At 55.8% G+C, this 19309-nt stretch carries 20 protein-coding genes; all 20 read left to right on the top strand.

Annotated elements, in window-relative coordinates:
- Positions 1–584: 584 nt before the first annotated feature.
- The 20 genes from ACCQ04_RS01815 to ACCQ04_RS01720 all read left to right on the top strand — a co-directional run bounded on the left by ACCQ04_RS01815 (position 585) and on the right by ACCQ04_RS01720 (position 19212).
- Positions 585–1106, top strand: a complete 522-nt coding sequence (locus tag ACCQ04_RS01815) for a DUF2199 domain-containing protein (protein WP_226426984.1) — start codon at positions 585–587, stop codon at positions 1104–1106.
- Between the two features lie 674 nt (positions 1107–1780).
- Positions 1781–2233 (top strand): patatin-like phospholipase domain-containing protein, encoded by a 453-nt coding sequence (locus ACCQ04_RS01810; RefSeq protein ID WP_226426985.1) that lies wholly within the window; start codon positions 1781–1783, stop codon positions 2231–2233.
- Between the two features lie 71 nt (positions 2234–2304).
- On the top strand, positions 2305–2730 hold the full coding sequence (locus ACCQ04_RS01805) for a hypothetical protein (protein WP_226426986.1): 426 nt from the start codon (positions 2305–2307) through the stop codon (positions 2728–2730).
- A 74-nt stretch (positions 2731–2804) separates the two neighbouring features.
- A complete protein-coding gene (locus ACCQ04_RS01800) occupies positions 2805–3257 on the top strand; it encodes a hypothetical protein (RefSeq protein WP_226426987.1) in 453 nt (150 codons plus the stop codon).
- A gap of 60 nt (positions 3258–3317) precedes the next feature.
- A complete protein-coding gene (locus ACCQ04_RS01795; protein ID WP_226426988.1) occupies positions 3318–3770 on the top strand; it encodes a hypothetical protein in 453 nt (150 codons plus the stop codon).
- Between the two features lie 548 nt (positions 3771–4318).
- Positions 4319–4828, top strand: a complete 510-nt coding sequence (locus tag ACCQ04_RS01790; protein WP_126947449.1) for a hypothetical protein — start codon at positions 4319–4321, stop codon at positions 4826–4828.
- 60 nt (positions 4829–4888) lie between these two features.
- A complete protein-coding gene (locus ACCQ04_RS01785; RefSeq protein ID WP_054591168.1) occupies positions 4889–5305 on the top strand; it encodes a hypothetical protein in 417 nt (138 codons plus the stop codon).
- A 77-nt stretch (positions 5306–5382) separates the two neighbouring features.
- Entirely contained in the window at positions 5383–5874 is a 492-nt protein-coding gene (locus ACCQ04_RS01780) for a DUF6265 family protein (RefSeq protein WP_226426989.1), read from the top strand.
- Between the two features lie 622 nt (positions 5875–6496).
- Positions 6497–6799: a hypothetical protein gene (locus ACCQ04_RS01775; protein WP_226426990.1), complete on the top strand. Its 303-nt coding sequence runs from the start codon at positions 6497–6499 to the stop codon at positions 6797–6799.
- Between the two features lie 751 nt (positions 6800–7550).
- Positions 7551–7904, top strand: a complete 354-nt coding sequence (locus ACCQ04_RS01770) for a hypothetical protein (protein ID WP_226426991.1) — start codon at positions 7551–7553, stop codon at positions 7902–7904.
- A gap of 1776 nt (positions 7905–9680) precedes the next feature.
- Positions 9681–10115: a hypothetical protein gene (locus tag ACCQ04_RS01765; RefSeq protein WP_226426992.1), complete on the top strand. Its 435-nt coding sequence runs from the start codon at positions 9681–9683 to the stop codon at positions 10113–10115.
- Positions 10116–10626: 511 nt separating this feature from the next.
- Positions 10627–10935, top strand: coding sequence for a DUF6959 family protein (locus tag ACCQ04_RS01760; protein WP_372358638.1), 309 nt, complete (start codon positions 10627–10629; stop codon positions 10933–10935).
- A 1392-nt stretch (positions 10936–12327) separates the two neighbouring features.
- Positions 12328–12705 (top strand): hypothetical protein, encoded by a 378-nt coding sequence (locus tag ACCQ04_RS01755; RefSeq protein WP_372358637.1) that lies wholly within the window; start codon positions 12328–12330, stop codon positions 12703–12705.
- A 1247-nt stretch (positions 12706–13952) separates the two neighbouring features.
- Positions 13953–14174, top strand: a complete 222-nt coding sequence (locus ACCQ04_RS01750; RefSeq protein ID WP_226426994.1) for a hypothetical protein — start codon at positions 13953–13955, stop codon at positions 14172–14174.
- Between the two features lie 1750 nt (positions 14175–15924).
- Positions 15925–16278 carry a SymE family type I addiction module toxin gene (locus ACCQ04_RS01745; protein WP_226426995.1) on the top strand — a complete coding sequence of 118 codons (354 nt, stop codon included), beginning with the start codon at positions 15925–15927 and terminating at the stop codon, positions 16276–16278.
- Positions 16279–16581: 303 nt separating this feature from the next.
- Positions 16582–16890, top strand: coding sequence for a hypothetical protein (locus ACCQ04_RS01740; protein WP_226426996.1), 309 nt, complete (start codon positions 16582–16584; stop codon positions 16888–16890).
- 629 nt (positions 16891–17519) lie between these two features.
- Positions 17520–17819, top strand: a complete 300-nt coding sequence (locus tag ACCQ04_RS01735; RefSeq protein ID WP_146011361.1) for a hypothetical protein — start codon at positions 17520–17522, stop codon at positions 17817–17819.
- Positions 17820–17889: 70 nt separating this feature from the next.
- Positions 17890–18336, top strand: coding sequence for a GNAT family N-acetyltransferase (locus ACCQ04_RS01730; protein ID WP_024938824.1), 447 nt, complete (start codon positions 17890–17892; stop codon positions 18334–18336).
- A 72-nt stretch (positions 18337–18408) separates the two neighbouring features.
- Positions 18409–18606: a hypothetical protein gene (locus ACCQ04_RS01725; RefSeq protein ID WP_226426997.1), complete on the top strand. Its 198-nt coding sequence runs from the start codon at positions 18409–18411 to the stop codon at positions 18604–18606.
- A gap of 18 nt (positions 18607–18624) precedes the next feature.
- Complete coding sequence (locus ACCQ04_RS01720; RefSeq protein ID WP_226426998.1) at positions 18625–19212, top strand: hypothetical protein; 588 nt, start codon at positions 18625–18627, stop codon at positions 19210–19212.
- Positions 19213–19309 lie beyond the last annotated feature (97 nt).

The following is a 19309-nucleotide window of genomic DNA, read 5'->3' as shown; positions in this document are numbered from 1 at the left end:
TATCGTGTCCTTATCAGCCCAGAGTCGGCTTCATATGTCCAGCGCTAGAGGTCTAACAATTCGTTCAAGCCGAAACCGCTTCGTTACGGCAAAGGCATGGCGGAAAAGCTTGCCATGCCTTTGCCTCCACTACGCGGTTCGGCTTAACTCAGGCGTTAGGCCGGATTGAGACATCATGGATCGTCCTAGAGCAGTCACCATCTCCGTGCTAGCAAGTGCAGCTGCCTGCGCTGCCGGCATGATCAATTTGTTTGCTACAAAAGGGCCAAACGCCTCATTTATCACCCTAGGGGTCTGGGCGTTTGCCTCATGGCTGGTTTTTCTCTACTTGCGGGCAGTTTGGCGCGGCCGCAGATGGGCGTGGTGGCTACAGCTATTTTTTGGCGCTTACGGTCTCGTCTCTCTTCCTTGGCTGAGCATTCCTGCGGGCGTTCCTCTAGCCCTCTACATCAGCCAGTACGTCGTTTTCGCCATCGCAACCTTATTGCTCTTACCTGCCGGATCCCGCGCGTGGTTCCGGCCTAACAATTCATTCAAGCCGAACCCACTTCGCGGGTCGTCTTAATTCAGGCGTAAGGCATCACATGACAGATTCGAGCTACGTTTGTGCCAGTTGCGGCAGGACGCACGAGGGGTTGCCCACAGACTGGGGCTTCAAGCTGCCGGATGAAGCCTTTGAGCTTTCCTACTTGGACAAGTATCGGCGCACTCGCTCTAACACCGACCTTTGCGTCCTTGATGAGCAACGCTTTTTCATGCGCGGCATTCTCATGATTCCATTCACCCACCAAGAAGGTGAGTTTGCTTGGGGCGTTTGGGCCGAGGTCTCAAAGCCTGAGCATGACTTCTACGTGGACAACTACAGCAACGAACTCGTCCAAGGCACCAAATTTCAAGGAAAGCTCGCCAACACCATCCCTGGCTTTCCTGAGATCACCGGGCTGCTCCTCGACATTGAGATTCAGAGTGCAAAGAGCCGGCCCATCTTTACGTTTCCGCTGTCCGCGGATCATGAGCTCGCTATTGACCAACGCGATGGCATCGGTCACGCCAGACATCATCGATTCCTTGAGTTGTGCGGCCACTTCGACGAGAGTGATGCCTAACAACTCATTCAAGCCGAAGTTGCTTCGCAACTCGGCTTAATTCAAGCGTTAGACCGCTATGTACCGTCTCGGCCACCTTGTTAACGGTGAGTGGGCTGCCCACTCGCACCTGCCCGTGTTCGACATCGGGCAGCACGTAACTGCGGGCGCTCCCGGCGGAGACCCTGTCGTTTTTGAACGATTGGTTGAATGCTTGGGCCCACCGTACTACTTGCTGTACGTGCTTCACACTCCTCGCGGAGAGGCGCTACCTGGCCGTTACCAAAGCCCAGCCTTGTCGCTGGCTCAGGTCAAAGAGTTCCTAGCCAGGTTTGCGCCGTTTCTCTCCGCAGATGCACGCTTTGACCTTTGGGCATACTCTCCAGGAGACAAGGCCACTGTTGTGTGGGACCGTCACAACCAAGTATTCGGCTATGGCCCACTTGAGCGGTACTCTTCCACTCTAAGGTCGATGGGCTTTGCCCTGGGTTGGCCTGAGGTTCCGGCACCACATGAACATCACTACCGTGAGGAGTTCGATGCTCTGGCCAGACACGTACTGACCGCTTTTGACTGGTCCCACTCTCCACTGCGCCCGGAGGATGAGCAGTGATGGCGCGGTCTAACAATTCATTCAGGCCGACGCCGCTTCGCGGCTCGGCTTAATTCAGGCGTTAGGTGCGCTAGGAGATTTGATGATTGATCAGCGAAAGGCAGATTGTCTCTACGAAATGGCAAGAGAGATGGCATCTCAAACTCCAGAAATTGGGAGCAAGCTTGCCGGTAATTGCGTAACCGTGCACTTCGGAATGCTGGGTACGGCAAGACAGTTTTTCGGCCAAACAGTGGAATTTGTCATCGGTCATATCGAGATGGGCGGAGAGGAACGTTTCCATTTCACTGAAAAAGAGGTTGCAGATTGGCGCTCTGGCGCCATGAAGCCTCGCTACAACTTGCATGCTTGGCTAGCCGTCGGCGCAGATTTGATTGACCTCACGCTAGCCCCAACAATCCATGAAATTGAGCCCAACCTGCTCCAACCCCACCTTACATACATAGACTGTGAGATCGCTGCCGAGCATGGGATTGTCTATGTGCAGCGCCTCAAAGGGGACAACGTTCCACTTGAGCTAGGGCTGCTTCGTTGACGGGCGCACCTAACAATTCATTCAAGCCGACGCCGCTTCGCGGCGCGGCTTAATTCAGGAGTTAGGCGGAAATGAGAGTTCTCGCAGCGGCTACTCTTTCAATCCTTTTCATGGCTGGCTGCGCGTCTTCTGGCCGGATAAGCCCTACACAAGCGTCTGCGCCAAACGCGGTGACGGCTATCTGGGATCTTGTAGTCACCGACAAGAGCCAGACGCAATTGTTTAGCTTTGCTCTCACGGACACACCCGCCGACACCTGCATTTCCGGCAACTGGTTCCAGGCACAGCCGCTCTCTGCGCCGCAGGGGCAGGTCTCCCGGCCGGCTTATCAGTACCAATCTGGCGAGCTCGAGATCCTGCTATCCACCGAGCTGTGCGACGCCTACACTGTTCTCATAGGCAATGTTTCTGGCTCAACCTTCAAGGGGTCTCATGTCTCTTACGGCCTGTTCGGCAGCACGGAGCACGGCAAAGTCAGCGGCGCGCTTCGGCAATAGCCGGTTGCCGCCTAACAATTCATTCAAGCCGAACCCGCTTCGCGGGTCGGCTTAATTCAAGCGTTAGGAGGCACATGAGCACTCTCACAGCATTTGAGAAGCGAGTTCTAGACGCCTTTTTAGCCGGAGACGATCAAAGACTTTCGTTGCTTCGGCTGCAAGCCGAGGCGGCAGTTGTAGCTTCCCGTGAGCATACTGGTGTCGGGGCTTACATCAACTTCTCTGTGCCCGACTCGTCGTCGCTTCTCGAGCCAGGAACATTCATAATTGGGGATCTCAATCTTGAGATTGCGGGGCTTCCGGATGGTGTCACCACTCTCCTCTACGGTTACGGCGGGAGGATTCAGTTCCTTGAGTTTGCTACCCATGCAGGTGAATGGCCTGAGGAGCCAGAGATTATCGGCGTTGGCTATCTACAAGAGGTGCAGGTTGGGCCAGAGACTTTTTCACTTGTACCATCCAATGAGCGTCACCTCGAGACACTCAACAGAGCACTCGAAGCGCAGCCACCGCAAGGTCCCGTCTAACAATTCATTCAAGCCGAACCCGCTTCGCGGGTCGGCTTAACTCAGGCGCTAGACCCCTTCATGCGCCGCAAGGTGATCCAGTATTTTGCAAACATGCTTCCTCAGAGATTCCTGGATCTTCCCGAGGGGCTGGATCTAGCGGTCTTGGCGAGGGAGAAGAATGGTGTAGTGGAGTTTGATTTTCTGCAAGGAACCGCCTCAATTGATGGCCTCTCCAAGCCAGAGATGCGCACCGGTGCTAGCTATCGAGAGTGGCTCCTAAAAGAGTCGGAGGCGCATAGCATTCCCGCGGACGCACTGCTGCATGCATCGATGAATGTCGCATTCGAGGTCACAGGAATCGAGGTCAAGGAATCCTATGGTCATGTCTTTCATAGCGCACATTTCAGCTTTGAGTGCACGAGTGAGCTACGTACTGATGAAAGGTCTTATATCTGCCGATCCTCAGGTGCCAAGGCATGGAGTTACGGTCACTACTGGGAGCAGTTGTATGGCGCGGGGCCAGTGGCCTAACCAATCATTCAAGCCGACGCCTTCGGCTCGGCTTAACTCAGGTGTTAGGCTCAGTCAGACATTCTCAAAGGCCCTATCCATGCTCAACCGCGCCTGTCTTCTCGGCACACTGTTACTAGCTAGCGGGGCATCCTTAGCCAAGCCCAGCACTGAGCTTCCTGAAGCACTACGCTTGGCCGAGGCTTATGTCTCAAGCCATAAAATTTCAAACACCCACCGTTACCTTGCTAGTATCTCGTGGCATGAGGAGCCAGGCCACCCAGACAAAAGTTGCTGGTCGGTCATGTGGCTACCAAACGAGCTAGCGTTTGATGCCCAGCTGGTCGTGTGGGTCTGCGACGGTGGCAGGATCGGCCACCAAGCTGGCGGCTGGGCCTAACAATTCATTCAAGCCGAAGCCGCTTCGCGGCTCGTCTTAATTCAGGCGTTAGCCGCTAATGGGAGAATCACGTCACGTGAAGTGCTATCAGTGCCCTTCTCCGGCCATGTATCAAGTTGGGGATCAGAATATCCCGCTGTGCCTCAATTGCTACTCAAAGGTGGCATACATGGAGCAGCAACAGCTGGAGAATCACGAGCGCATGCTCAACTACCTGAGCGATGAGATAGCCTTTAGCGTTGGCATGCCATCCTTGGGCGGCCCCCGGTTTCAGCCGCGGCCCAAGCCAGTTCACGTCGGAGACGTCCGTTTGAACAATATTTCGGTCAATAACAGTGTCGTCGGCACAGTCAATACTGGCTCAATAGGTAGCTTGGACCAGTCCATTTCTGCTTTGGTCCAGCTCAATGAGCCGCAAGTTGCTCAAGCGTTCAAAGGACTTTCGGAGGCAATCCTTCAGAGCGGCGACCTGACAAGGAACCAGCGCAATGAGCTCATTGAGGCACTTAACGCCATCTCGCGGGAGGCTGCCACGCCGCCCGAAACACGCCAAAACACGGTTGCACTATCGCTCTTGGAGCGGGCCGAGAAGATTACGTCAATGGCTAACGACATCAGTGAGGTATGCCAGCGTTACTGGCCAGCCATCACCGCCGTATTTGCGTCGGTTAGCGGCTAACAATTCATTCAAGCCGAACCCGCTTCGCGGGTCGGCTTAATTCAGGCGTTAGAGGGCTATATGGATCTAAAGGAATTTGTGAGAGAAACCCTCGTGCAGATTGCCGCTGGTGTCAGAGATGCCCAAACCGATGTGCGCACTTTGGGCGGCATCGTCAACCCTGCCACCCAGAATCCCTCAACCAGCGGGAACTCCTATTTTGCATCCGTTGATGACCTACACCACGTCTTCTTGGTGGACTTTGATGTTGCGGTGACTGTGGCTGAGAACGCCGGGACAAGCGCTCAAGCCAAGCTCAACGTCGCAACCATCCTCTCGCTGGGGGCTGGGGGTCAATCCTCCAACTCCAGTGCAGCTACTAACCGTCTCACCTTCAAGGTTCCACTTGCGCTTCCGATTGATGAGCCATCACATGCCAAGCTCTCCGGCGAGATCGCCGAGAGTCGAGCAAAGATGCGGCAGGCCTTGGGTTACTAGGCACCCTCTAACTATTCATTCAAGCCGACGCCGCTTCGCGGCGCGGCTTAATTCAGGCGTCAGGTGGCACAAATATCATGCGTACTCTGCCCTTCCTAGCAGCAATACTCGTGCTTCTCGCTGGCACGGGCACAAGTGCAAGAGCTGCAGACATCTCGCAGTTGGCTTGGCTTGGGGGCTGCTGGAAAAGCGATACCGCCGAGCCGGGCTCAGGCGAGCACTGGCTGCCCTTGGCTGGCGGTAGCTTGCTTGGCGTGAACCGCACGGTGAAGCAAGGAAAGACAGTCGAGTTTGAGTTCATGCAGATCCGAGCTGCGGAAAGTGGACAACTGGCTTTCATCGCCATGCCGTCAGGGCAGAAGACAGTGGTCTTCCCTCTCCTGCGCCTTGGTGAGACCGAGGTCGTGTTCGAGAATCCACAACACGACTTCCCGCAACGGGTCATCTATCAACTCGAAGGCGAAACGAAGCTGCGGGCTCGAATCGAGGGCATGCGGAAAGGGGCTCTCCGGGTCATCGAGTTCCCAATGAACCGAGTGAGCTGCGATTCACAACTCAAACTCCCCTGAAAGGTAGCCCGTGCCGCCTAACCCTTCCATCGAGAGGGGCGCCCAAAGGCTAGCGCCTTTGGGCGCCCCTCATGTCAAACGTTATCATCCATGATCTTTCTCCCACACTTCCTTGCAGCCGTAAGTGAATCGGGCATCTGCTCCGCGTACTACTCCCTTTGTCGTGAGCATCCTCTTCGGCTAAACGTTCCACTCGCAAAGGCGCCCGCCAGTGCCGTACTAAAGGCTGCGACCGGGCAGGTCTTACTCACAAAGCTTGACGGCCCGGGCACCGTATTTCGGCTGGACGGCCTGCCGGACAGAGTGTCACTCAATTTCATAATCCAAGGCCGCAGTTCTGTTGAGACAGATTTTGCTGTGCCTTTCGGAGATGGGGCCCAACGGGGCACATTTGCAATCTTGTGTAACGCTGCAACAGTCGCGGCTAGTTTGGCCGCACCTAATCCCGCCTATCCTCGCCCCGACTTCCGTTCCATTGAGGAGTTGGTAACAATCCTTAGCAAGTTTGACGCTCTCGTTCGCAAACTCGGCATGGTTGCCAATGGGCGCTAACAATTCATTCAAGCCGGCGCCGCGTGCGGCGCGGCTTAACTCAAGTGTTAGGCCACATTCGGACACATCCATGCAGTCAGAAGACTATCTCGACCGGCATTACATCGGCATCCGGAAGCAGTCCGAGACAGAGCGGGTATGCTGCTATGAGTTCATCTGCACGGAATACCGGCGGATCGGCACCAAGCGTCTCGAACAGCTCGGATACGTCACCGGCGCCTTTCAGATAGACAAGCAAACGGGCATCACTGAACTAGTGCACCCCATGCCTGGCGATGAGAGCCTCAGCGCTTTCAACCGTGCTAGCTACAAGATCCACAGGTGCTGGCTGGGCGGCGAGCTCCCGAACACAGATCAGTACTGTGCGGGCTAATTAGGCCGTGGTGGAGCAAATACATTGGTGGTTGCCGCTTCGGTGAATTCGCAGGCGTGCATGCGGTTGGCTCCGGACAGCAGTCATCACCGTTGCTGGTTGCGGTAAGTTTGGTGCTTCGCCTTGGCACGTCGTTCCCGCACTGCGCTCGTCGCACTTGGCTTCGGTGGCATCACGCGCCGCGGCGTCGCTAGGCAAGCTCCATCCCACAAGCTGTGGCACACTCTGCCCAGGCGGCAGTGCTGGGGAGCATGGTTGCACCATCCAACCTTCGCGGCCACTCACTGCCTAACAATTCATTCAAGCCGAAGTTGCTTCGCAACTCGGCTTAATTCAAGCGTTAGGCCGCATGGAACAGATGACCGCAAGCGAACCTATGATGATTGGCTGCGGACCTCACGGCGAGCGAATCTCCGCCATTGTCTGTAGGCATCTGCTTCAAGGTCAGTCTGCTCCTTCTGGATTCGTGGAGAACAGCTGCGATCCAAATGACCTCCAAGCATGGTGCTACCTATGCGAGGATAAGTTCCAGTTGGAGGGAGACATGACGGATGCCTTTAGAGAATTCAATGGCATGGCCGTCGTCTGCGTTGTCTGCTACGGCGAGGCAAAGGCCTGCCACTCAATCTCAGCGGGTCAGTAGCCATGCAACTTGGCGTGCGGCCTAACAATTCATTCAAGCCGAACCCGCTTCGCGGGCCGGCTTAATTTAGGCGTTAGGCGGCAGAGATACATCATGGCAACTTGCTGCGTGTTTATCATCAACCCAAGCATTTCTCTGCTTGTAGCGGCTGAGCGCATCGGCGCGGCACTAGCCGTGCGACTTGAGCCTGAAATGTCTGGACGCTTTGAGGAGTACCCGGCGTTCGTAGGAGCCACCTCCGACCTGGAGATTGCTCTGCTTGGCCCGCCTCAGGCCGAGCACGACAGCCGTGACAACCCAACGCAAGACTATGCACTCCAAGTAGCGCCTCTCGCGCAAGTCCAGCCGCGCCGCTACTCGGAGCTGCATCAGCAATTACTGGCCGGCGGCGTCGAGGTTGTTGCCTACGAGCTGCCGCCTAACAATTCATTCAAGCCGAACCCGCTTCGCGGGTCGGCTTAATTCAGGCGTTAGGCGCCACACCAAATATGGCCAATCTTTGGGGTTCAATTGCAGGAAGTGAGTGGCACAACACGCCCTGTATTGTCGGCCGTCCGGCTACGGAGGCCGACGTCGCTGCTGGCTCCGCAGTCTTCTACGTACAGGGTGATTCCGCCGCTGCCCCAATGGCGCTGCCTTGCTGTGCAATCCAGTCACTTGAGGATGGCTCCGAGCAACCTGTGATCATTGTCCAAGCAGAGCTTGCGCCTCACGGCATCATCTTGGGAGTGCGACCGCTGTCCGGCGGCAACGGCATTTGCATGGCCACGGAGGTCAGGTTGCTTCCTGCCGGATTTGTGCCGTAGGTTGACACCTAACAATTCATTCAAGCCGAAGCCGCTTCGCGGCTCGGCTTAATTCAGGCGTTAGACCTGCCATGAGAGAAATCTACAACTTGATGGTTTTTTCTCTCGGCATCGCGCTGTGCGCGTGCGCTTCAGCTGCGCCGCCCCCGCGCTGCTCGTTCGGGCTTGCCCCTACAGCTACAGTTGCACCAAGGCTGCCACCCCGGCTACACAATGAGTTTTCTGGCAAAGCCCAAGTCGCTTTTGTCATTGGGCCTACCGGGCATGTGCAGTCCCCGGTCATTGTCTCGGCGGAGTGGCACCCCATCGGCCGCAGTCGCGGCCAACCAGTTGGCTACAACGACGCCATCCTTTCCGCTGTAGCACAGTGGCGCTATCCGTCGCGAGAGCAAGCCTGCCGCCACCAAGTTCCGGTAGAGTTTCACTTTGAGGGCTCCAGCCCCGCAGTTGGCAGGTCTAACAATTCATTCAAGCCGAACCCGCTTCGCGGGTCGGCTTAATTCAGGCGTTAGGCCGCATGAAAGCTAGCCGCATACTGTTTTTCCTAGTTTTGACGCTGCTCACCGAGCCTGCCATCGCGCATCAGGACCGCACACTTAGCCTTGAGCCCGACGGGTCGATCCCCGAGATTCCCGCATCGTTCGGCAAGGCATTTCCGGTTGTTGAGGGCTTAGGCACGAAGGCGCCTGTCGTTAAGCTTAAAATTGGCGCTCGTAGCACCGCTCTACCACTTTGCATGACGCGACTCATTAAAACGCGCCAGAGGTCAAGTATAAGACTGAGCGGATCCTGGTATCACGATGAGAGAATTGTACCTTTCTACATCAATGTTGAGTTTCCTGACCCTGGTCAAGAACAAGAAAAATATCCAAGATCAGGCCAGACGTTCTTGTTCAACCTGCGCACCCCTAGTCTTATAGACTCCAGCTCTCCTGAAGGCTGCAGAACAGTGTCCTCTGCGCTGCGGCCCAACAATTCATTCAAGCCGAACCCGCTTCGCGGGTCGGCTTAATTCAGGCGTTAGGACGCATATGAAAAGTCCGGATATTTTTCTAGACCGCATTGAAGCCCGAGGAATCATCGTCGGGACTAACAATGCTGAAGAAGTGCCAGTCGGAACGTTGTTCACACTGCTCGTAAAGATTCGCCACGAAGGTGCCCTTGGCTCTGGTCACCGCAATGAGTTATGGTCAGCTTCAATCAGTCTTCGCTTAACTGATGCAATAATTTATCGCAAATCGGTTCCAGTGATTCCTAGGGGGTGGAGCGCGGGCCTAGTGCTAGAGGGGTCTGGGCGTGATGTAGTTGAGGCGGCAATCCGCGACAAGCAACATGGCGAGTTCGTTCACTTGCGGGTCGCAGATGCGGCCTAACAATTCATTCAATCCGACGCCGCTTCGCGGCGCGGCTTAATTCAGGCGTTAGGCGCACGATGCAGAAAGGTATCTCCATCTCCAAAATCTGGTCAGATGACGACCTAGTTGAGCTTCGCATTGTCGTGGCAGACCAAGCCTCATCTTTCTGCAGTACCGCCTATGTGGATCATGGACACTTGGAAGAGCTGGCTACACAGCTCCGTACCTTTAGAAATCACATTGATGGCGGGATAAAGGACATTCGCCTTGGGGAGTTCGGCCCGGAGTACGCTAACGGGGCCTTCCATGCGCGACTGCACTTCCGGTCGCCGGGAAAGCTCTATGTCTCAACGCACCAGCAGTCCGAATTCGCTGGATTCTCTATTGGCGAGGTCGCTAGTGAGGCCAAGATGTACTTGGTCAGCGAGCCCGTCCTGCTAGACAACTTCATTGCGGAGCTTGGGGGGCTCGCCAATGGCGCACGCGAAGACGCTACCCTGGAGTGCATCTAAACACTTCATTCAAACCGAACCCGCTTCGCGGGTCGGCTTAATTCGGACGTTAGGGGGCAGTGACAGTTATGGATTGGCACCACGTTCTCTTTGCCGCGGAACAGGGTATTTCCGGGCTCATCGGGCTCACCGTTATCCTCCCGGCTTTTGTTCTCTCTTCGACGCCAAACCGTAAGCTCAAGGCGTCAGCCGCAGGCCTTTCTGCTTTCTTTTTCTTTGCGGCCTCATGCCTTGTGGCCGGCATTCCCGGCATTGAATCATCGCAACTCGCTAGGTATTTCCCACTGGCTGGGCTCGTCGTAACGGTCGCCCTAGTTGCCCCTTCGGTCTTGGCCCTTCGGTGGCGCTGGGTCGGCGTGCTGCATTTGCTTACTGTCGCAGCCGCTGCGTACTTGTGGTTCGTCGGCAGCCTGGCAATCAGTCATGACGCCACGTAGGCTATCCCCTAACAATTCATTCAAGCCGAACCCGCTTCGCGGGTCGGTTTAGCTCAAACTTTAGGCATCAGATCATGCACGTTGAGAGCGTTGAAATTTTCTCAGACCAATCAAACATGCCGGTGATTGGGCATCTTGGCCGCCAGTTCCCTGGCGTACTCGTACAGGGCGACACCCTTCATACGCTGTGCGCTCAAGCCACTAAGGCATTGTGGGATAGGCCTGATGTCCGGGACGAACTTCAAGATCTGCACAATAAGCTGCTAAGTATGCTTGCTCACTACAAGACCGTATTCAATGAGCATCAGTTTGCGCTACCTTTCGTAGAGACGCTGATGCCTAACTATTCATTCAGGCCGAAGTTGCTTAGCGACGCAGCTTAATTCAGGTGTAGGCCGCACATGAGATATCTTCCCCTCATATTTGCTATTGCGATCAGTGGTTGCCATAACCCAGGCCGCATGATTGAAGGATTATTCACGGTGGATGGAAAACCTACGCCAGGCATAGAGGTGAGACTTCCACATAACATCGATGATTATTCTGATTGCGGTGCCGCTCCTCTCGCGGCCGTGACGGATCAGTCGGGAAAATTTCGAGCGTCGATTGACGGGTATCCAATCCGTCCATGCTTCACACTAAATGGAAAAATCTATAGTGATTTCATGATCTTGGATGACAAGAAACAAGATGATATACAGCTGAGCTGTAGGATACCATATGACCTAAAGGGTCACTTCGAAGATTCCCACATTTGCTATTTAGGCGCGCCGCCTAACAACCCATTCAAGCCAAAGTCACTTCGCGGATCGGCTTAATTTAGGCGTTAGATGTACAAGAAAATAACCCGCTACTTGCGAAACTGTAGGTCGAGCTATCTGACACTACGGTGTGTACGTCAATTCCGGCGTCAACGCCAAAAGCTACTTTGCTGGGCTAGCGGATAGCATCCGGCGCAACGTCTGCAAACCATTTCCCGTTAGCGCTACAGTCATGGCGCCTGGCTTTCCCGAGATGGCGCTTGGCCAAGTCATCTCGGGTCAATGCGTCGCTCATCAAGCAGGCTACTGGCTCGTGTACCAACCAGAGCAGAGCCGCTTCTATTGCTTTTGGGGTGAGAGTGTGAGCAACCTCGGCGCCCATGGCGTGCTCAGCAGCCCACTGCATTGCTGATCTGCGTAGGCACGTCTAACAATTCATCTAAGCAGAACTCGCTTCGCGAGTCGGCTTAATTTAGGCGACAGGCACTGCATGAAAGTTCGATGGCTATTTGTTGCATGGGGAATCTTTGCAGCTCTGGTTCTTTTGCTGCGTTTCGGTGTGGTCGGTCCACGAGAGTGGCTGACCACGCTCTATAGCGTGGGTAGTCTCGCACTTGCCGGCGGCGCTGGCACCCTACTCAACATCCATTTTCGTCGAGATCTTCTGGCAGTTGATCGAGCCACCTGGGAATACCTCACGCAATTTCCTGGTCTTGGTCCTGGCTACCACAACAATCTTCGTGAGCTAGGCTGGATCGCACGACCGTCGTCTACTATCCCGCCCCACCTCAAACCGCTGTGGCTCCGGGCACGTAAGCTCGTCTGGCTACCAGTTGTTTGGCTCTTAACCACACCGGCAATCTGCATTATTGTAGGGGTCGGCGGTACCTAGCAATTCAGTCAGCCAGACCCGGTTTGCGGGCTAGCTTAGTTCAGGCGTTAGTCGTCATAGGAGAGAAGTTGGTGAGTCATACAAGGAGCGAAGTACAGCGCTTGGCTGTCGAGTGCATTGAGATGCTTCAGGAACGCGCTGGTGGTGCATTGAACTACTCTTCCCAGAGCCTAGAGGTTGTTGAAGAGATACTTGCAGAAGCCTGCAACTACTTCTCAGACCTGCCGCAGGGTCAGATCACAGAAATCGTTCAGCGCGTTGGCTGTTACATCTTGGATGTTGCTTATCGTCAATTCGGCGGCCAGTTCTTCTGGCACGACGGGTATGACCAACCAATTCTCATCGTTGGAGAGCCAGAAAGTCATATCGCGTTAGTCACATGGAGCAAAGTACACGGGCGTATTGCTGGCGACGCCGGTCACAACATTCCATTTTTCTACGCAGGATTTTCAGATCGCGTAGCGAGTTCCAAGCCTGGCACTAGGGCAACGTACGTGTAATGACTGCTAACAGTTCATTCAAGCCGATTCAGCCACTCAAATTCGTACTCATACATTCTGTCGCGGGCACCGGGGGAACAATCACAGGGGTGCGTTACTAAATAGGTCAGATCTTTTAATGAGAATTCATCTAACTCACAGGCAAGCGATGGTTCGCATCGCGACCGCAGCATGTGTCGGCTTTGTCGACGGTGACTTGGTCGAGGTTTGGCCCACAGATGAATCCTAAGAATTTATTCAAGCCCACGCCGCCTCGTGGCTCGGCTTAATTCGGACGTTAGGGCGCAGCAGTGAAGAATTTCGCAATTTTGACAATGGTGATTTGCACATCACTGACAGCTTGTTCCTCAGGGTCCACCAAAGATCCAGCCTATGGCGGTGAATACTTCTACAACTTCGAGAACGCCATTTTCACTCCTGACGGCAAAAAGGAGGATTGGTGCCTCAGCGGCATATCCATGCAAAAAGCTGAACTTCCCGCGAAAGATGCAAGTGGCCCGTGGGGTACATCACACGTTGTCCTACGTGGCAGACTTGGTCCCAGAGGTAGCTATGGTGGCCTTGGTCGCTGCAAACATGTCCTTACTGTCACAGAGATAGTTGAGATCACCTACATGAGGGGACAAGGTGAATAGGCAGCGGTCTAACAATTCATTCAAGCCGAACCCGTGGATTGGCTTAACTCGGGCGTGAGACCGCAAGGGAGATCGCGTGGAAGGCCCAACCAACAAGCTTCTCATCGTCGGCGGCGCACTGAGTGGCGTTGCAGCACTGGCACATCTTGCATGCTTGGTAGTGGGCGCACCGCTCTTCCGCCTCTTGGGCGCCGGAGAGCAGATGGCGCAACGTCACGCTGAAGGCAGCTGGTACCCCACAGTGGTCACGCTAGCAATCGCCACCATCTTGGCCATTTGGAGTGCGTACGCACTCTCGGCCGCAGGTGTATTCCGGCCGTTTCTGCTACGTCGAACAGTCCTTACGGCGATCACAGGTATTTACATCGTTCGCGGTGTGGCGTTTGTCCCGGTCATGGCCTACTTCCCTGGCAACAGCCTCACGTTCTGGGTCGTGAGCTCGGCGACCTGTCTCGCCATTGGTCTAGTGCACCTTGTGGGGCTTCGCCAGTCGTGGGGCAGGCTACGCCGGCTTGCGGCCTAACCATCCATTCAAGCCGAAACCGCTATACGGTTCGGCTTAACTCAGGCGTTAGGTCTGCTTTTTCGCAACTGACATTTGAGGCAGAGATCATGAGCGAGTCCCGATTTGGCCGTTCCAACCCCTACTTAAAGATTGGCAGATCGCTGGTCTTGTTCGCCCTAGGAGTGATAGCTTTTACCTCGTTCTTTCTTCCGGATAGAGATCTCCAAGCTATTGTCCGCAACATCGGTGGCGTGGTGCTGCTTTGCGGCGCTGTCGTCTATGTGATCGGTCGGTTCGTGCAGGCCAAAGGTGCACGGGCGAAGGCCTGATAATCCATTCAAGCCGTCGCCGCTTCGCGACGTTGCTTAACTCAGGCGTTCGCCGCTGTCAGGAGTCATCGCAAGATGGAAAGGACACAATCCGACGCAATCGCGAAGGCCATTTTGGGGCCGGATCTGCGTACTCAGGAGCAGATTCGCCAAAAGCGTATAGCGGAGACCGCTTATCTCTCGCGAAAGCGCAAAGTAGCATGGCTTGCTTTAGCGGGCTCGGGGTTCGCTGCTGGCATTGCATACCTCATCGGCGTGCAGTTTCCAATCGGAGTGGTTTGGGGCGGGCTTGCGAGCTCCATAGTTGGCTGGTTGGTGACGCGCAGGTCCGGGGCCTAACAAGTCATTTAAGCCGTACCCGCTTCGCGGGTCGGCTCAACTCAGGTGCTAGGCAGCAAAGTAGACATGATCGCAACTCTATTCATCGCACTTCTCGCTGCTAGCTCGTCGACTGTGCCTGCCACTGAGCAACCCGTGCTTCAATGCAACATTGGACCGGCCCTGAAGAAGTTCGGAGGCAATGAGTGGCTGATATATGGCTGCGCTGACGGGCATTCCGTAGTGGTCGCTGCTAGCGTGCCCAATCCCGCTGCTCCGTTCGTCTTTATCCTCACGCCGGACGGTAACGGTGGCATTGAGTTGCGCGGCGAAGGTACTGGGACCGAGTCCGCCACCAAACCCGCGTATGACAGGCTCAGCAAGATGTCCAGCTCGGACCTTGACGCGCTTTTTCAGGAGGCTAGTCGTGCCAATGGGCGGTAAGCTGCCGCCTAGCACTTCATTCAAGCCGAAGCCGCTTCGCGAGTCGGCTTGATTCCGGTGTTGGAACTCAGGGGGAGAGTGCTGTGAACTGGAAGCGCGTCGTTGGCTGGTCTGCTCTACTCATGTTTCTGACCAGTGGTGTCGGTGTTCTTAGCGGAGTCTGGGTGGCTCATTCGCAGATCGAACCGGCGACGATTGACCAACTAGTAGAGAGAGCCCGCCTTTTCAGGCGTGTTGCAACTGGGCTTATTGCAGTCGTCTGCTATTGGCGCCTTGCCACTGGTGCCCCGACTCGTAGGGCCTGGCAGGTAGGTGCTGCATTCTTGCTAGTACAGCTGACGGACATGGCTCTGTCTTTGGCACTGGGTGCGCATGTCGGTGAGTTACTCGAGCCGTGGGGTATCTTGCGTTCTGTGTTGTACGCACTAGCAGGCTACGTTCTAGCAACGCTGAGCCACAGCAACTCACCCAAGCCGAAACCGCTACGTGAGTCGGCTTAACTCAGGCGTTAGACCTAGCTGGAAATTTTATGGTGTTCAAAGGCTTGCTCATCACTATGGCTGTCTTGTGCGCCTTTCTCGGATACCGCGTTCTTCGCCTGGAGTCTGAGGTGCATCAGCCCGCTAAAAATTGAGAATGAGGGGGCGGGGTTATTTTCCAGATGCCTCATCGGTATGGGCAACGGCTTCGTTGGACGCTGATCGGCTCCCTGCTTATCGAGGCAGTTGACATCCCAACAAACACGCAGCAATCTCTTCCTCAAGGAGCGTAGAAACTCCTCGAACAGCGGTACCCACCTCCGTCAAACCGGTGGGTTTTTTGTGCCTGCAGCTTCTTGCGGGTGCAACCGACGCGATGCCTGCGTCGGGAGGGCGGCTAATACAACACCCTTCGGGGAAATACGCCCGCCGACTGTTCGCGGTTTCTAACCTCCCGACATCCCGTCGCCGCCCGGCGTCGGGGCCTGTTCGTCAAGGAGGGCTTTGCCATGCGTCGATCCACGTCTAGTCCCAAGCCAGCGCGCAAGCGCGCCACGGTGCCACCGCCCACCGAGATCGGCTGGCACTCGCTCGACCCAACGATCACGCCGCGGCGCTACCTCGAGCGCACCCCCGTCCCCGAGCCCCGCCCCGATCCCGGCAAGCCGCGCCGCCAAGGCCACCCACGGGCCCCGCAGCACTGCACCGTTGGCTACGGCTACTACCCAGACAGCCACCAACGCATCCCCACGCTGCGCCTACGCGGCCGCTGGCTGGAACAACTCGGCTTCACCATCGGCAGCAAATTCCACATCCGCATGCGCAACGGCGAGCTGGTCGTCAGCGTGGCACCCAAGGACTAAGCAGATGCGTCGCGCAGCATGCAGACCAACGCCCGCATCAAGCGCAACGCGTTTAGCATCACACCTTGCGCGCTCACTGCTTCTCGCGCAGGAGGACAAAAGTGGAGCACCAAGCCGTCGTCCTGCATCTCACGTTGGATCAGCTTGACTATGGCATGGCACATGGTCATGGGCAGCCGCGCTGGCATAACGAGCGTTTGTTGCAAAGGCTTGCAGCGATTGACGGCAATGGACGACTCGGCGAGGATCGTTTTTACGCCACACAGGCAGCCCCGGTAATAGTCAGGCGACTTGGAGGTTTGGATGAAGTTGATGCTTCTATTGGGTGTGGTACTTGCGCTTGGCAATATCGTTGCATCGGTTGCCGTGCTTCGCGTTTCGGTGCTGTCGCCATCACAACGCGCATTGCAAGTTGCCCTCATCTGGCTTGTTCCAGTCATTGGCGCGGTGGTTTGTGCGGCATTTGCTTCTTCTCAGGCAGCTGGCTCCATGTCGTCCGATACAAGTGACCCGCTCTATCTGTCATCCGATGGTGGCGCATCGGCTGGTCAGGACGCTGGTTTTTCCGGTTGCGATGCGGGGGACTCTGGCTGTGCCGGGAGCAGTGACTAGTGGCGACGCCGGGCAAGTCGTTCAAGCCGGATCCAGTTCGCGGTTCTGTTTAATCCAGTTGCTGGACCGCTAAGGATATTTCGAGGGAGACAGATGATTCTTTGGGGATGGGGCGAGCGAGTGCTGACCTTCGACCTGGCAGAGCATGAGCACTGCCAGAGGTGCGAGCAAGAGCAAGTCTTTACACTGCGTCTCAAGTACACGTACGGACACTTCTACCATCTTTTCGGATGGGTTATCTCCAAGCAGTATCAGCTCATTTGCCCCGTTTGCTCCCACGGCTGGATAGTTAACGCTTCGGCGGCGGAAGCGCAGATTGGGTGCAACCCAGTGCCGTTCCATCAGAGGTCAGGATGGATTGTCATGCTTATCCTTGCAGCAATCATTGGATTTGCCGCCGTGACGTATCGGCATGCGGCGTGACAATTCATTCGAGACGAAGCCGCTCCGCCGGTTGACTTAGCTATTCGCTCAAGCCGAAGACGCTTAACAGTCCAACTTAGCCGGGCTATTGAAATCCATGTCTGATCCCCCACAAATGTCGGCAATTGAGGCATCACACCTCTCATACAATGCTTTCCCCTTTACTGTAGAGGCGTTGGTCGAGCCAGAGTAGGAGCAGCCAAGCGATGGGCGACTACAACACCGCTTGGGAGCTACGAGATGATGCTCTGTACGGACATAACCTGATAGTTACTGGCTTCTTCACAGAGCAGCAGGAATCTGCTCTTCTTGCATTGATGGCTGCGGCACATCTTGTTCCGGTCAATGACATACCAGGAGGCTCGGGGCGCACCGTAAATCTTGTAGCAATGCAGCACCCCGCTTGGGAGCAGGTTCGCTTGTTGGCTAAAGCTCTCCTGGAAATGCTTGCTCCAGTGACCGAGGCAAACAGAGCATCTATTGGTTCTCCCGCTGATTCGTCCTAGAATTTCAATCAAGCCTCATCCACCTATCAAACCGAATGAGCGTAGCCGTTCGGTGCTACAGGGATTTGCAATGACTCATTCAACGCCCTACCGCGTTGTGCATCAAACACCGACTGTCGAAGCGTATCGGCATCTTCGGCAAGCAAGCGGCTTGAGTCCGAAGGCACTTGAAGCCGCCGAGCGCGGGCTGCCCAACTCGCTCTTCAGCGTGCAGGTGCTTTGCGATAGCGAGCCGGTGGCGATGGGGCGCGTTATCGGTGATGGCGGCTGTTTTTATCAGGTGGTGGACATTGCCGTTTTGCCAGAACATCAGGGCCGTGGCCTGGGTAAGGCTGTCATGGGCGAGATCGCCAATTATATTGAGCAGGAAGTCCCTGATTCGGCGTACGTCAGCCTGATTGCGGATGGTCAGGCGTACAGGCTCTATCAGCAGTTCGGTTTCGTGTTGACTGCGCCCGCCAGTGTAGGCATGGCCTTCAAGAGGAACACCGCGAGCGCAGCGCCGAACCTTCGGTAGAGCTACCATTGTTCTGCTGCGCTCGCGCCCAGCGTTCCAATCTGTCACTCACGCACTGCCGCCAAGGAAAGCATGTTCTCCATCTTCAAGAAGAAAGCCGCTCCGTTATTGATTGTTCGCGCCGATGGGCGAGAGTTGTGCCGCGTTACCGAGAGCGATGTCCCATGCGAGCTCAAGCCCCGTGCGTGGTTGAAGGCCAACAGCGTCCTGGAGTTTGCCGACTCGGCGGGAGAGGTGCACCGGCATGAACTCGGTGCTGCGACGGGGTGATTCCACTTCTCCGTTCGTGTGCATCCCAACCTCGGGTGCCAGGCAGACTGTGTCATTTCGCAGACCGAGCAGCTCGATCCAGATGCGTTTGCGAATGGCCAAGCATCCGGGATCAGGTTTCAGCCGTTCTTTCTGCCGGGCGCCAGCGTCAGCAGTTCCGCACTTGCAGGCAAGGGGTTGTTTGCAAGGGGTCTGCACTTCAGCGGATTAGTCATCGGTGGCAACGTGCTGCTTTCTTGTGAATGCGACCACTGCAAACGTTCGTTCCTGATCCGCTCCTATCACGCGGGTTTTAGCAACGCGGGATACTTCTACTCGGGGTCCGGCAAGTACAGCATCACCGTCGATAGCCACCTGCCTGGCAGCCCCGCAGCGCTGTCCGAGCCGGATGCCGAAGCGCTTGCTGCGCTGGAAGACGCACTGCCGCTGGCGCCGGATGGGTCCAGCTACGCCTATCTCAATCCGTTCCGCTGCCCGCATTGTTCCGAGCCTTACATCGATTTTGAGGCGAACCCGGGGCTGAGGGCGAGCGAGTACTACGGGAATTACTTCGAGGGTTCAACGCTGTTGCGATACGCGCCGCCTGATGTTCAGCATTCTTCCTGATGACTCCATTGCTGCGTTGCCGCTGGTCTGTGCGAGCTCGCAAAGCAACGCTTTTATAACGATTCCGAATGCGCTTGAGCAGGCATGCATTGCCGTC

Origin of the sequence: Xanthomonas sp. NCPPB 2866 (assembly GCF_041475745.2) — a bacterium.
Lineage (GTDB): Bacteria > Pseudomonadota > Gammaproteobacteria > Xanthomonadales > Xanthomonadaceae > Xanthomonas > Xanthomonas arboricola.
This window is presented reverse-complemented; position numbering and strand designations above follow the sequence as displayed.